The 14,828-nt window shown below is 47.2% G+C and carries 12 protein-coding genes; 3 read left to right on the plus strand and 9 right to left on the minus strand.

The window, feature by feature from the left end:
• Window positions 1-229: 229 nt before the first annotated feature.
• Window positions 230-1,240: a GNAT family N-acetyltransferase gene (locus G3255_RS12555; protein ID WP_211654771.1), complete on the minus strand. Its 1,011-nt coding sequence runs from the start codon at window positions 1,238-1,240 to the stop codon at window positions 230-232.
• 276 nt (window positions 1,241-1,516) lie between these two features.
• Between G3255_RS12555 and G3255_RS12560 the strand changes: the two genes are divergently transcribed.
• Window positions 1,517-1,999: an antibiotic biosynthesis monooxygenase family protein gene (locus tag G3255_RS12560; protein WP_211654772.1), complete on the plus strand. Its 483-nt coding sequence runs from the start codon at window positions 1,517-1,519 to the stop codon at window positions 1,997-1,999.
• A gap of 236 nt (window positions 2,000-2,235) precedes the next feature.
• Here G3255_RS12560 and G3255_RS12565 read toward each other — a convergent pair whose 3' ends face one another.
• A complete protein-coding gene (locus G3255_RS12565) occupies window positions 2,236-3,489 on the minus strand; it encodes an ATP-binding protein (protein ID WP_211654773.1) in 1,254 nt (417 codons plus the stop codon).
• Between the two features lie 230 nt (window positions 3,490-3,719).
• Between G3255_RS12565 and G3255_RS12570 the strand changes: the two genes are divergently transcribed.
• A complete protein-coding gene (locus G3255_RS12570) occupies window positions 3,720-4,709 on the plus strand; it encodes a GNAT family N-acetyltransferase (RefSeq protein WP_211654774.1) in 990 nt (329 codons plus the stop codon).
• Window positions 4,710-5,168: 459 nt separating this feature from the next.
• Here G3255_RS12570 and G3255_RS12575 read toward each other — a convergent pair whose 3' ends face one another.
• The 6 genes from G3255_RS12575 to G3255_RS12600 form a co-directional block, all read right to left on the minus strand.
• Window positions 5,169-5,693, minus strand: coding sequence for an ATP-grasp domain-containing protein (locus G3255_RS12575; RefSeq protein ID WP_211654775.1), 525 nt, complete (start codon window positions 5,691-5,693; stop codon window positions 5,169-5,171).
• Window positions 5,694-5,840: 147 nt separating this feature from the next.
• Entirely contained in the window at window positions 5,841-7,364 is a 1,524-nt protein-coding gene (locus G3255_RS12580; protein ID WP_211654776.1) for a glycosyl hydrolase family 28-related protein, read from the minus strand.
• Window positions 7,365-7,856: 492 nt separating this feature from the next.
• Window positions 7,857-8,630 carry an SDR family NAD(P)-dependent oxidoreductase gene (locus G3255_RS12585; protein ID WP_211654777.1) on the minus strand — a complete coding sequence of 258 codons (774 nt, stop codon included), beginning with the start codon at window positions 8,628-8,630 and terminating at the stop codon, window positions 7,857-7,859.
• 34 nt (window positions 8,631-8,664) lie between these two features.
• Window positions 8,665-9,252, minus strand: a complete 588-nt coding sequence (locus G3255_RS12590; RefSeq protein ID WP_211654778.1) for a GNAT family N-acetyltransferase — start codon at window positions 9,250-9,252, stop codon at window positions 8,665-8,667.
• A gap of 44 nt (window positions 9,253-9,296) precedes the next feature.
• The gene (locus G3255_RS12595; protein WP_211654779.1) at window positions 9,297-10,346 is read right to left on the minus strand and encodes a GNAT family N-acetyltransferase; all 1,050 of its coding nucleotides are present in this window, start codon (window positions 10,344-10,346) and stop codon (window positions 9,297-9,299) included.
• 277 nt (window positions 10,347-10,623) lie between these two features.
• A complete protein-coding gene (locus G3255_RS12600; RefSeq protein WP_211654780.1) occupies window positions 10,624-11,373 on the minus strand; it encodes an SDR family NAD(P)-dependent oxidoreductase in 750 nt (249 codons plus the stop codon).
• A 116-nt stretch (window positions 11,374-11,489) separates the two neighbouring features.
• Here G3255_RS12600 and G3255_RS12605 point away from each other — a divergent pair, with 116 nt between their 5' ends.
• Window positions 11,490-12,122 carry a TetR/AcrR family transcriptional regulator gene (locus G3255_RS12605; RefSeq protein WP_211654781.1) on the plus strand — a complete coding sequence of 211 codons (633 nt, stop codon included), beginning with the start codon at window positions 11,490-11,492 and terminating at the stop codon, window positions 12,120-12,122.
• Window positions 12,123-12,736: 614 nt separating this feature from the next.
• Here G3255_RS12605 and G3255_RS12610 read toward each other — a convergent pair.
• The gene (locus tag G3255_RS12610) at window positions 12,737-14,824 is read right to left on the minus strand and encodes a putative bifunctional diguanylate cyclase/phosphodiesterase (RefSeq protein WP_211654782.1); all 2,088 of its coding nucleotides are present in this window, start codon (window positions 14,822-14,824) and stop codon (window positions 12,737-12,739) included.
• Window positions 14,825-14,828 lie beyond the last annotated feature (4 nt).

Below are 14,828 nucleotides of genomic sequence, written 5' to 3' on the forward strand. Positions count from 1 at the left end.
TGCGCCTTAGTGGCGGTCAGCATTCTCTTTCTCCTAGTTGACCGTTAAAGGCCGTAATCGTTTAAGCCCCTTGATGTATACATCCAGCCTGCAAAATATTTCCAGCACTTAGCGACAAATTGTTCTTCGTTATATCATTCGGGGCATCAGCCGTGTTCCGCCACTTCATGTAATCCACTAGAATTTTTCCAAATACAAATCTTTCATCCGCTAATTCTTTGCTTTCTCGTTATTGAACCTCACTCGTTTCTTTAGCCGGCCGTTTCCGATAAGCAGGAAAGAACTCATCCGTTGGGGGGATGTTGACCTCTTTGCAAAGTTTGTTGTAAATGTCTTCATTCCAAACCTTTTGGCCGCTATAGAATGAAAAGCTCGTGTGTCGCGCGAATTGTTGTTTGAACCGCAACAAGTTATCCACCGGGCTATTGGTCCGCCCGCCTCCCCCATGAAGAAGATTGATGCCATTTTCTTTAGCCCATAGAACTGTGGCGTATTGCATGATATACACCGGTGACAGGTGATGAAACGCTTCATACGTTCCGGACAAATGCATATGGATCAAATCGTTGTAGACAAATTGCAGCTCCATGCCGATCACTTCACCCTTATAAAGCACTTCAACCAGTAAAAGCTGCTGCCTGAACGACTCCAGCAATTGCGTAAAATACCGATCATTAAAATAATAGAAAGAATTTGCTCGATTGCGGTCCATTGTCGCAAAGTAAATCTGCTGGAAAGCCTTGAGATCATGCGGCCCGAGTGTCACACGGTATTCGACTCCTTCACGCAACGCTTTGCGGATGTTCTTGCGCGCAGATGCGCTGAACTCCGCTTCTACCGGATTGTCATAAGCCGCGATCGACGTTCCGGCCGTATCACGCAAATAGCGAACTTCGTAGCTCTTTTCGAAATCCTGCGCATTGCCAAGAACCGGATGGAACCGGATAAATTCACTGACCACGCCTTCTGCTTCGCAATATGCAGCAAATGCTTCCATAAAAGCGGATGCCAGTTCTTCCCGATGTTCCGGCGCACAGCCTGTCATCAGCGGGCCGCCGTATCCATAGGGCGTGACAATATCGAAGTAGCGTTCAGGCCCGAGCAATATCGGAATTTCGCGCTTGATGAATAGATGCCGGATGCGCCCACGCGGATGATCAAATTCAAATACTTTGCATATGCCTTTCTCGATTTCTTCGTACAACTTGCCATACCGCTCATCGAAATACAGATCCCCCATAGCCCTTTCCTTCTTTCTCCTTGTAAGGTAAGTTGCGTGCTCTTTCTCTCCAACGGCTCCCAGCTTTCCTGCTACCCCATACATTCATTTCCAAGCGAAACCCTTTAACAGCACCTATACTAAAAGCCCCAGGTTAAAGCCAGGTTAAACAAGTCTATTTTTTCCAGCCGTATATATAGACAAAAACGCCCGAAAAAGAGACAACATTCTTTGCGAAAATGAAATAACTTACTTAATATAGGGAATATAGAATTTTTAAAGAAGAGGTGTAAACCGATGAAGCTTTATAAATGGCTTGGCAGTGAACAAGAAACCGATACGCTGAAAGAAAATGGCTGGTTCGTTTTAACAAGCGGCAGTGATGCAGTAGCCATCAATGAACAGGAAATCCCAGTTGGTGAACAGGTCGAAGCTTATGAGGTGCTGGACCAAAAAGGGCAGCTTGAAGTCGGGGCTTTCGCCGTTTTCAACAATATCCCAGTCACTGAAGAAGGCCGCGAACTATTCGAATCCCGTTTCCAAAACCGGGCCGGGCTCGTTGAAAAAGAACCGGGCTTTGCAGCGATCCGCATCTTGCGGCCGCTCGATTCCGACACTTATGTCATTCTCACGATGTGGGAAGACGAATCCGCCTTTACTACTTGGCAGTCGTCCCAAGCTTACTCGCACGCACATAAAAAACGCGGCACATCGGAAGGCATCGACAAACGCCCGAACATCTTCCCGCGCCCATCATTCGTCACCACTTATTCCAAATAGCAAAGAGGCTTCCAAATGGAAGCCTCTTTTTCTGTGGAGAAGTATATGAGTACATCGATGTGTTTGAGCCATGCGTCAATATTGTTGACTTGCAGCGAAATCTCTTCCACATACATTTTTGCATCAATTTTTAAAAACAGCTTTGTTCTATCCCATCAGTCGTATATTTTACAATTTTTTAAAGAGAACCCGCCCTTCATGATCCAAAAGAAAAAAACCGCAGCAGCTGCTGCGGTTTAGTTCACTTTTTCCCCTGCCAGATAGCGGGCGAGTATCATATCTTCACCGTTTTCCGAAACGACTTCGAGCGTCCGGTTAATCTCGCGGATCGTTCCATTCAGTTCCTCTATCGTTTGGCATACGATATTGAAACGCCCCAGCATCTGTGAATAGGAGCCGGTCACCGTGATTTCATCGCCCACTTCACGTGTCGGCACCCAGGAAATCACTGATGGAAAATCCAGGATTTGTTCCACCCCTTTGATTTCACGGACAGTTCCCGGGCCAAGGAGCACTGACAAATTACAAGATGGATAACGGATAAACCCATCATCGAAATTGCTTAAATCATATTTTGAGATATCTTCCCCGACTGCAAAGTCAATCATCATTTCCAGTAAATTGACGTCGGTTTGGCGTTTGACAACCTGGTAATGTTGCTCCCCGCTCAATCTATATCCCATCTCGTACATAAAGAATTCCCCGCCATCATAGAGCGATTGGATCATCACTAGCCCATTCTTGAGCCCCATGCCTCTCAACATCTCCCGAATATTGGCGTCATGAAGCGCGATGAATTCAGCGAGATGGCTCGACGGGTAAATCGTAGCGACCGGCAGCGGCGGGCTTTGCCGCCCTTGGTTGTAGACAAAACGATCCGTGACAGCAGATAAGATAACTTCCCCGTTTTGCAAGGTATAGTACATTTCGACGCCATGATTTGTATCGACAAAACGTTCGACAAGAACGCGGCCATGGCGTGAAAAGCGCTTGGCTTTTTCGGTTGCCTCGTATAATTCCGCTTCATTTTGGCATACGGTAATTCCCTTGCTCGCATAGCTGTCGACTGGTTTAACAATGACCGGGTAGCGAACCGGCACCCCGTCTCCCTTTTCGTATTGCTCGATTACCGGAACACCGAATCTCCGGCAAAATTCCTTGAACCGGTCTTTATTGGAACTTATTTCCAAGTGTTCTTTGGTTGCGCAGAATGGCAATCCAAGCCGGTCTGCCAGCAATTGCGCATTCCATGTGTTGATATCGTCAAAAGCCGTCAGAACCCCATCGATTTTTTCACGTCGCGCCATGTCTTCCAAGGCGTAAATGTCTGCGGTGCTAATGGGATAAGCTTTGTCGGCATGTCTTTTAGCCGGCGATTCTTCGTGATTGTCGGTAACAATCGTATAAAGTCCCATGTTTTTCGCAGTTTCGACTACATCGATCATGTGTGTAATGCCGCCAAGAATGAGCAGCTTTTTTTGTTGTCGCACAGGAAACACCCCCTTCAATCATTTCGGGTATTATTGACTAGAAATTTCTCTGATCGCCGAAAACCTATCGTTTTTCGCCTTAATTTGTAGAACAAATTTACCAACCAGAGTGCTGTCTTGTCAATCTGAAAAAATATAATTTTCACATAAAAATCTTTACCTCTTTTTAACCCGAAAACCCTAAGGTGGAAGGAACAAGAATTTCGTTTATTTTAAGGAGGTAGAGAGCCATGGCAGTACCAACTAGGCAAGCGGTGCCGGACATCTTCTTTACGCCCGAATGGAACGAAGCATACGCTGCACATGCAGGAGGGGAATACCAGCAATTCGAATGGAAAAGTGAGCTCGGCCACATTATCCACCCTTTCATCAAACGTCCGGTACCGCTAGTAGAAGGCTGGTTCGATACGATTACTGCATTCGGCCAAAGCGGCCCTGTCATTCTTGATGCCGAAGAAGGAAAGCGCCGTAACTTGATCGACGAGTTTGACGCGGCTTTCCAGGACTTTTGCGAACAGCAGCACATTGTTTCTGAATACGTCCGCTTCAGCTCATGGGTCAAGAATGCTGAAGATTTCTTTCCGCTCTACGGCCTCGACATGCGCGGCATCGTCATGTACATCGACTTAACCATCGACGACCCTTTCCGTTATGAATTTTCCGCTGCTGCCCGCCAACAAGTGCGCCGGGCACAGAAAAACGGAGTGACGGTCGAATATGACTTTACAGGAGTCAGCTTGGATGATTTTTGCCGGTTGTATAGCTTCACCGCCGACCGCAACGAGTTTCCGGATCACTCTCTATTCAATCCGGCATTATTGAAGGAATCCTTTAGATACCTAGAAGGCAAGCAATTCCTGCTCAATGCGAAATACGCCGGCAAGACCATTTCTTCCGCGTTGATTGTTCACCACGGCGATTATATGCATTACCATTTGGCCGCCGATGACCCTGATCATTTTCGCTGTGCCGGAAATTCATTGATCTTGTCGGAAGCATGCCGCTATGGCATGGAACACGGGTTTTCGCAATTTCATTTGGGGAATGCCTCAACCGATGCGCTCTACCGCTTTAAAAGGCGTTTCACCAAAACGGAACCGCTTGAAATCTTGACTGGCAAACGTATTCGTAACAGCGATATGTACGGTAGGCTGACCGAGCTGAAAAGACTCCAATTTGGCATTGAAAACATTGGCCATTTCCCGTTATACCGAGGATAGAAAAAGCGCAGGGCCCAATATTTGGGTCCTGCGCTTTTTAATGCCGATGTAAAGACAAAAAAAAGGGGAAATTCTTCCTTCCACTGCTTTTTGCTTATATTACGATACCCCCACTTTTACCGGTTGGAAACGGGCCATGATCATGTCCGGCCATCTTCAGGACGCTTCATAACACGAGACATTACTTCCGGGATTGCAGTCGTTGCTTCTATTCCGCGACTTTTCGTAATCGTGCACGGACCGAGTAACAACGGCAAATTGGCGGTAGGATACGGCATCTGCGCATAGCCGAATTGCCCAATCAGATAGCTGAGTCTTCTCCGAGATTACAATAGCATCTCCAACTAGATGGCCAACTGGCTGCTTGTGGATAATCTGATAATGCTGCTTCTCCATTAAAACGGCAGCCGATTTCGCAGGTGTACATCTTCCTGCCCACGTACATCGTCTGGATGAATACTAAGCCGATTTCGATCCCCCTACTGCCTTTTTTGCAATCTCCTCTTCCTTATAGCACACCGTGATGCCTTTGCTTGCAAAGCTGTCGGCCGGCTTGACGATGACCGGAAATTTCACCACGGGGAACTCTAGGCCCTGGACTGGGTCACAATCGTATTCTTCAATGACCTGCACACCGAACGTCCGGCAATATTCCTTGAAACGTTTTTTATGCGAAGTGATCTCAAGCTGTGCAGGCGTGGCATAAAACGGCAGATGAAGCGTTTTGCACAGCGCGACTGCATGCCATGTATTGATATCGTCAAAGGCGGTGAACACGCCATCGATTTGTTCCTTCCTGCCAATTTCAGCAAGTTTTCGGATATCTGCAGTGTTGATATCATACGATTTATCGGCAATTTTCTTCGCCGGCGAACCGAGCATATTATCAGCGACAATCGTATAATAGCCTATGCGTTTAGCTGTCTCGACCACATTGACCATATGGAATGTGCCGCCCAGGATCAAAATTTTCTTTGCATCCATCTAAAACCCTCCATTTCGCAAAATCGTGTAGATATCGCATAAGTTCTAATTCGAAACGACTAAATAAATGAATTTTACTAATACAAAAATACCAATTAAAAGAAGTTTCGTCAATAAAAAACTGAAAATTCAGGTATAAAAACCTACTTAATCCAAAGGCTCTGTATACGAAACCATCCAGCTCTCATCCGCTCTATTGTAGTAGGCGATGATTTTATAGCCGATTCCTGCAGGCGCCATCACGCCTTCATTGCCAGGCCGGTTATTGACCTTGGCGTCGTCGCAGATAATCCGCACTTGCTGTCCGCCGCTATGTTCAACGAAGATTTCTACTTCTTCGCTGAATTTATGGGTCGGCGCTGGCGGCAGTTTGACGGTTTCAGCTTCAGTCGCGCCATCGATCTTATTGACTGTCACGCGCGGCTCGTCTTTCATATCGAGCGAAGAGCGTCCTCCTTCAGGTACATATTGATGCAATCGCCCATTGTAAAGGATGCTCGTCGTATTGTAGTGGTATTCTTCATTATACAAAGACGTGATCGAGGCAATGCCGACTCCCACGCCGTCGCTCGGTTTTGCGAGGAGCGGTTCGATGATGCTAAGTCCTGAGGGATAGTCGAGCAGTACATTCGCATAGCCGTTATTTTCAAAATAGCTATGGTTAATGGTGCCGGAATACGCAGGCGTCGTGTTGATGGCGCCGCTGCCAATATGAATCCCGGCGATGCCGTTCGAATCGAAATTACCGCCCTGTATATGGTGGCCGTAAAGCCCGCGCACCATCAAGCCAGTGGCTGCGTTGCCGACAAAATGGCAATCGTAAATTCCGTAGACATTATTATCACTGCCACGGTCCGTCTGTAAACCGCAGCCCAGATGGATTTTATACGGGGTTCCCGGAAAAATCGCTTCTTTCAAAGGCGGCGACACAGTGACGCTGCGTGGGCCGACTTCGTCGATGTGGTAGACAGACCCATCCCCCGACCCCACTTTAAAGTATGCGCCGACATGCACATCACGCGCGGCCGGCTCAAGTTGCAGGAATGAAATATTCGTCCCCTGCCCTGACGCTCCGCTGCCTTCGATGATTGAGCCATTTTGGGAAAACTGGCACAGCCGGTCGAAAACGCATAAATTATTATTGCCTTCCCCTAGAATCTGCAGGCCATGTACCGATCCCCACATAAACGCAGCGCCCGAGAACAATTTATCACGGATCCCGCTTGCGACCATGCACACTTTGACAAGCTGTATATAGCCGTTTTCGGGGTCCGTCCCCATGAACTGGATGCCTTTGACAGAACCGCTGCCACCACGCATGCGCACTAAATAATCCATTGGCTCGGATGGTACAATGCGTGTCGTCTCCGAGCTATGGCCGATCCACGAAACAGCTGTACCGCTCCCCCATTCCGGCACTTCGACCGGCCCGCTGATGCGATATAATCCTGGCGGAAAAAACAGGTTGCCGCCTTTGGATGTGCCATAAACTGCATCAATCGCTTTTTGCAGCGCTTTCCGGTCATCAGCCTTGCCATCACCGATAGCGCCGTACGATTTCACATTGAATAATTGGTCAGATGTCTTTTTAGGGCTCCACATTTCGCGAATGATATCCTCTTTATTGCGTGGAAGCAATTCCGTCTCCCGTGGTTTTCTCCAAAATGCCATGATTGAGCCGCCCCTTTGCTTACGGAATGTTGTATGAAAATTATACCTGCTAAATGTTAAAAATCGGTTAAGCGCTTTGAAACGGAAAACAGCTCCACAAACCGGTTTCTGCCGGCGGAAGCTGTCCATGAAACATTTTAATTTTCAAGCTTCGGCGCATGCCCTTTCATCAACTCCATGGCTTCGATTGGATGAGCGGCGCCAGTTCGCCGATGGATTTCTGTGCGAGTTCATTGTTCATTTTTGCTCACCTCCCGGATTGTGAATGCCGAATGTCATATGAATCCGCCATTCCCCAATCTGTCTGAGGTGTAGGTCCTGCTGTTTACGGACAGTTTACCATTTGCAGGCCTTAATTAACAGAATATTCCTTCGTAAACTAAAAAAACCGGCAGCTTCAATACGCCGCCAGCTTTTTTAGTTATCGATCCCTCGTGAGTTTGGGCTTGTTGCAGGTTGACTCGTGATTTTTCGCAGTAATTGCGCATAGTTTTATCGCGCCCCCATGCCGCCATCGATTCTATACTGGCTTCCCGTAATGAACCTTGAGTCATCACTAGCCAAAAAGATGACTAGCTTAGCGACCTCTTCAGGTTGACCGTAACGCCCCAATGGTATTCTCGAAGTTATTGTTTGCCTGACCCGGGCAGGATCGTCCCTATTTATCGATTGCTCAATAGTTTCCATCATATTGGATGCAAGGGGAGCCGGATGGATCGAGTTTACCCTAACGGAATCTTTTGCAACTTCCAATGCAGCTGTTTTTGTCAATCCGACGACCGCATGCTTAGCAGCCGAGTAAAGGGAATTCCCGCTGCTTCCCATTAATCCCGAAACAGAGGAAGTGTTGATGATACTGCCATTTTGTTGCGCAATCATGACTGGCAAGACATATTTAATCCCTAAAAAAACACCGCGCACATTCAAATTCATCATTGCGTCAAAATCCTCGCTCGTTTGTTCGGTGAGGGGGGCAGTCTTCCCGATAATGCCTGCATTATTCATAAACACATCGATACTTCCCCAGCGCTCCACCACTCGCTCCACATAATTTTTGACTTCTTCCTCTCTACTGAGATTGGCTACCAAGCCCATTACATTCGCCACATCGTTGAATCGGTGCACCAATTTATCCAGAGCTTGTTGATTAAAGTCTACAAGTGCGACCTTTGCGCCTTCTGCCAATAGCTGTTCCGCTATGGCAGTACCCAAGGCACCTGCAGCTCCAGTGATTACCGCTACTTTGCCTTCCAACTTTCGCTCCATGGTTGCCCTCACCCCCTCATCCTTTTTATCTGCTTTAAACACTGTTCAGCGATCCAGCTGATTTGCGGTTCCAGTAATCCTGCTGCTCACACAATTCATCGTATTCTTTTTTTAGTATGCCCACGATGATTCGATCATAGTATCGATTGTTGCGATATGCATGCTCGCGGATTCTGCCTTCTTCTTTCCATCCGCATTTTTGGATAAAAAGATTATAGGATGGTATATTATGCTCCACAATATCACCATCCAACCGATGCAACTGAAGTTCTTCAAACGCATATTTCATCGTGGTCATGACGGTATCACGGCCATAGCCATGCCCTTGCATATTCTTTTTGCCGATAATGATCCCATGATAAGCTGAACGGTTTTTCAGATCGATGTTCGTGATCGTGGAAATGCCGATAAAACCATCTTCTTTTGTATCAATCGCAAAGCGCAAATTCTGCGTATCGAGCGCCTGCCGATGAAACCATTCGTTTTGCTGCTCTGATGAAATAGGATGTGACCAGCCCCCCAGCAATTGGCCGACATCCGGATCGTTATGAAAACTTCTCAAACTCTCCATGTCGGATTTTTCCAGAGCGCGCAAGATGACTTTTTTTCCATGAATATTCATTAAAACCACTCCCTCCACATAATATGAATCCTCGCTATCGTTTGTTAAGGTTTTCGATATAATGGAAAAAAACCGCTTTCCCCTGTGCAGCCATTCAATTTTGTAAGCTCCTCATATAATGAATCGTGGTAAATATTGGTCCCCAAATAATAATCATAATTGTTTTGGTTGGTAAACGACGATTTGTACTTGAATAAGGAATCCCCTTCTTGATACCCCCCTCCCAAATGCAGTAATTCACAGCCTTTTCCCTTTGAAAAAGCTACCATGAAATCGAATAACAAATTATTCGGCCGCATGCTCAAAAACCTTTCATCAGATGCTCCCAAATGATAATGCGCAAAACGTTCGGCCGTGAATAATATCGCTGCGGCAATTACCTGCTCTCCGTGGTAAACGAATATCAAATGTGACTTGGAAATGGCCGTATCCGCCAATTGGTCTTTAAGGCGTGCCGGACTGAAATAATAATTGTTTGCAGCCGATTTTCTCTGCATCGTTTCGTTATAAAGTTTAAGAAACAAGCCGGTATGCTCCTCATTTTTTTCAACCTCACGGCAATAAAGATGATGGGAATAAGCCTTTTTGATATTACGCTTCGTCATGTGGCTGTACCGCTGTTGGATGGCCGAAAGTTCACCTGCCAAGTCTACTGCTGTTGTTTTCCGGATATATTGCAAGCTACAATAGCCATCCAGGTAACGGGCATTCTCCAGAAGTGGATGCATGCGCACAATTTCAGATACGATATGTGTTCTTTTGCAATACTCTTCGAATAATTGGCCGAATTCCTCGAGTACCCCGGGGTCCCCCGAGATCAATGGCCCTCCATAACCATAAGCTGATGTAATGTCGTAAACAGGCTGTCCGGCAAACTCGAAATCAATTTTTCGGACGATAAAAGGATAAATCACACTGCCTAGACTATTTTGGAAATGCACCAGTTTAGCAATTCCTTTTTCCTGTTTGGCATTCCACTCGTTGTATTCATAAGTATAGTAAACGTCCTGGACAGCAAAATCTTTTACCGTTTGGTTCCAAAGTTCTTTTGTTTCAATAATCGCCATGCTTGGAACCCGAATGTCCAACGTCATCTTTTCACCCCCACCAATCAGAATTAGACATCGATATTCTGTATCTATTGGCATTATTCACCTGCAAGGTTAAAGACTAGTTAAACTTTTCATTTAAAAGCAAATGTATATCTAAAAAAATAAATCGATTCCATATTCTCTTTTTATAACACTGAATATGGAATCCACTTTCATTAACACGCAATGCGGCAAACCGCCTTGAAGATTCAAGCTGACCTACACTTTCCAATTAAAAAAGACGCAGCAAGGGTGCGTCTTTTGGTAACTGGATCCATATTTATTTCGCCGTCACGCCACCGTCTACCGGAAGCTCGATGCCCGTGATGTGGCTCGCTTCATCTGATGCGAGGAACAACATCGCATTGGCGACTTCGAGCGCGTTGCCGAGTTCAGGCAGCGCAATCTGTGCGAGGAAATGCGGGCGGAACTTATCGCTTTCCATATATTCTGCGCTCATCGGTGTCACGATATATCCCGGGTGCACCGAATTGACGCGGATATTTTGTTTCCCATAATCGACAGCTGCCGCTTTGGTGATCGACCGGACAGCCCCTTTGGATGCCGTATAAACGCCAGCCCCGGACATGCCAGTCAAAGCTGCGATCGATGACACATTGACAATCGAGCCACCGCCGTTTTCAATCATGTGCGGAATCGCCAGCTGCATGCCATACATGACGCTGTTCGTATTGATCGCAAAGCCTTTTGCAAAATCCGCTTCCGTCTGGTCCAGAAAATCTTTAGCGACGGAAATGCCTGCATTGTTGACGAGGATATCAAGCTTGCCGAAAGTTTCGACGGTCTGGCTGATGACAGCTTGCCAATCCGATTTATCGGCCACGTTCTGCTTCATCGCCACAGCTTCAAAGCCTTCTTCCCTAACTTCTTGCGCCACCTTTTCCGCTGCTTCCAAATTAATATCGGTAGCGACAACTTTCGCTCCTTCTTTCGCAAACAAGCGTACAGCCGCTTCTCCCATGCCGGACGCGCCACCAGTAATGATAGCGACTCTGTTTTCCAACCTCATTGTGATCACCTCGAATTAAATTTTGATAGTATGACTATCAATTTATTTCAAGTATACTCCCACCACGCCATTTCATCAATTAAAGCGCTATACTAAAAGCAAGGAGTGAAATCGTTATGCCATCAAAACGACAAGAAAACAAACAACTGCAAACCGATAAAATCGTTGAAGCCGCAAAAGAACTCTTCACGGAACGCGGGCTGAACGACGTGCAAATGAAAGACGTCGCTGAACGCGCAGGCGCCGGCGTGGCGACCGTCTTCCGCTATTTCCCGAAAAAGGACGAATTGATCGTCGAAGTCGCCATCCGTTCTTTGGATGCTGTGGAAATCGAATTCCAGCGCATTGTTTCCATGAAATCCAGCGCATACGAACGGCTGGAACAATTGCTCGATACCTTACTGGACGCACAAAAAGCCGAACAGTATAAATCCGCACGTTTCCGGGAAGCATTCGAAAGCTACGCATCGTTCCGCAGCGACCCGCTTCCTGAAATTGACCGCTACTTGGCAAGACAGCGCCAGATCATGGATTCGCTCGAACCGCTCATCAAAGACGGCGCCACGGATGGCTCGATCAACCATTCCATTTCCATCAAACCGCTCATCATTACGGTCATCAATAGCTACTCCAGTTTCACGAACAATGTTGCGCTTAAATCATCCATCTCGTATTTGGACAAAGACATCCAACCCGAAACCCAGCAGCAAGTGCTGAAGAAAATCCTGCTCGACTATTGCAAGGCTTAATAGGAAAGCTGAATTGATCTCTCTCTCCTTTTCAGCTCATCAGTTGGGCCCGTCTCCTATTTCCATAACCAATCATTGCCCGATGCCATAATGGGGAAGCGATTCCCCCACTCGCCGGCAACGTCACATAGAAGCAGATCTGATTGAACTCGAACTGATTAATGAAATTTCTCAGCCGCCCGGCGCCACGGGTGAAGCGAAGACGTAAGACAGGTGCTCTTTCTGGCTTACGGCGAGAGCTCAACCCGAAGCAAGGCGGCGACTACCTAGGTGAAACAAAACAGAAGAACGGAACAGTTCAACATGCAAACACTCACGATCTTCTCAACACTTGTCCAGGGAAGCGATTCCCCCACTAGCCGGCAACGTCATATAGAAGCAGATTCGATTGAACTCGAACTTATCAATGCCATCTCTTAGCCGCCCAGCGCCAAGGGTGAGCCGATGCCGGAAGACAGTTGCTCTTTCTGGCTTACGGCAAGAGCTCAACCCAAAGCAGCTCGGTGAATAGGAAGATGAAGCCCCAACTAAAGCAACGGATCCATGACACAAAAAATTTTCGCTATCTTCATTCAAATGAAAAGACGCAGCTCATCGCTGCGTCTTTTCATAATTCAATATAAAATCGGTGCACGGAATAGCCCGTCCGGCTGCTCCAGATACTTGTCCCATACTCTCGCCGCCTTATCGGCAGGAAGCGGCCGGCTGAAATAATAGCCTTGCCCGATGATTTGATACTTTCTCATCAAGCTTACTTGCTCGATCGTCTCGAGCCCTTCAACCACAACATCCGCCCCCAGGTTTTTCCCAAGCTCGATAATCGTCGCCAGAATCGCCATGCTGCGCTCGCTGCCGAGCACTTCATCGACCAGGGATTTATCGATTTTCAATGTATCGATCTGGATATTCTTGATTGCGTTGAGCGATGAATATCCAGTACCGAAATCATCGATAGCCAGTTTGACACCAATTTTCTGCAGCTCCTCGACCAAGCCAACTGCAGTATCGAGATCGATCATGACGCTTTCGGTAATTTCAATTTCCACGCATTTAGCGGGGACGCCCGTTGCGGTTAAAATGCGCGCCACTTTTTCGGGAAACTCCGGATCCAGGAATTGCTTGGCCGACACATTGACTGAGACGTGGATATCAGGCCGGCCTTGCTGGCGCCACGCATTCAATTGCTGGCAGGCTTCACGGAGCACCCATTCGCCAATCGAATGGATCGCCCCGCATTCTTCTGCGACCGGAATGAATTCAGATGGCGGTACAGCGCCCAGCGCAGAATTCCACCGAAGCAATGCTTCAAAGCCGATCACACGCCCGCTCAACAACTCGATTTGCGGCTGATAATGGACCGAAAATTCGCCGTTCGTCAAAGCCTGCTGCAGCGCTGCCGTTATTTCCTGTTTCCGGATTGAGCTGTCCAGAAGTTCTGGGGAAAAAAATTCATAGGATTCCTTGCCGCCACTTTTCGCCATAAACAGCGCCAAATCGGCTTGCTTGATCAAATTCTCTTCATTAAGTTCTGTGATTTTTTGGCAACTGATGCCAAGGCTGAGACCAGAAGACACTGACCGGCTCCCGATTTGGATTGGCTCCTCGCTGGCCAGCAAAATCTTTTGGCAAAGCTGCTCAAGATAAGGCTTCTTCACATTTGGCACCGCAAATACGAATTCATCTCCGCCAAGCCTGGCGAGCGTGACGCTTTCCGGCAGTACCGCCTTCAAGCGCCCGATGACTTTTTTCAGGAACTGGTCGCCGCCATCCTGGCCAATCAGTTCATTGATTGATTTAAAATCATTAAAATCGAGCAGTACCACACCGATTGATTCAACTTCTCCATCCGCAGAATCGAGCAACTCCCGACAATGGGCAAAAAACCAATGGCGATTTGGAATGCCCGTCAACTGGTCGGTATATGCGAGTGTCCGGAACCGGCTTTCGCTGGCTTTAACCTGCTGTAGCAAACCTGTCTCTGTTTCGAACGCATGCAAATCGACCAAAGCCAGATTGGTCGCAGAGAAAAGCAGCAAGCTCACAATCAATGCCACAAAAACAGCGATACTGATAACCCACATACTATCTGCCGCTGCTTCCGGAAGAGCCATATTCGAATAGAAAGTGTTTGTTGAAGTGTAATGAAGTAAAGTGAGTACTCCCCCCATGATAGCGGCATTTCTAAGCCGTTGGTTCTCAGTCACTTGTTTAATATTGGATTGTGAGACAAAGCGGAAGCCGAAATAGCTGATCCCGAGCGCCATTATCGCCGACATGGCATAATAGCCTGGTGAAATCGCCGAAAACTGGACGTTCAATACTCCCGATAATCCGAGAAAATGGACCGCCTTCACAAAAAAGGCTGTCACGAGCACTCGCTTTGCCATGTCGCTACGGCTCCCAATACCTTTGGGCAGAAATTTTAAGACGTAAGCCGCTAATAAACAAGCGGTTATCAGCCCGAGCACAAGCAGCCATAAACGCGGAGTGAAACGGTATTCCGCTATAAAGGTCAGGATGCCAATCAATTGAATCCCAAAAAAACCGCTGCCCAGAGCCAACACTGCAAGCAGCTTAGTGCGCGGATTGATAGCCTGTTTCCGCTTGCTTACATATTCAATGAGGATCAACACTGTGTAGCTAGTAGCGATGGAAACGACCATGGATAAAAAGATTAAACTCATATGGGGGAACATAGCCATGGTA

The organism is Planococcus sp. MSAK28401 (assembly GCF_018283455.1).
GTDB lineage: Bacteria > Bacillota > Bacilli > Bacillales_A > Planococcaceae > Planococcus > Planococcus alpniumensis.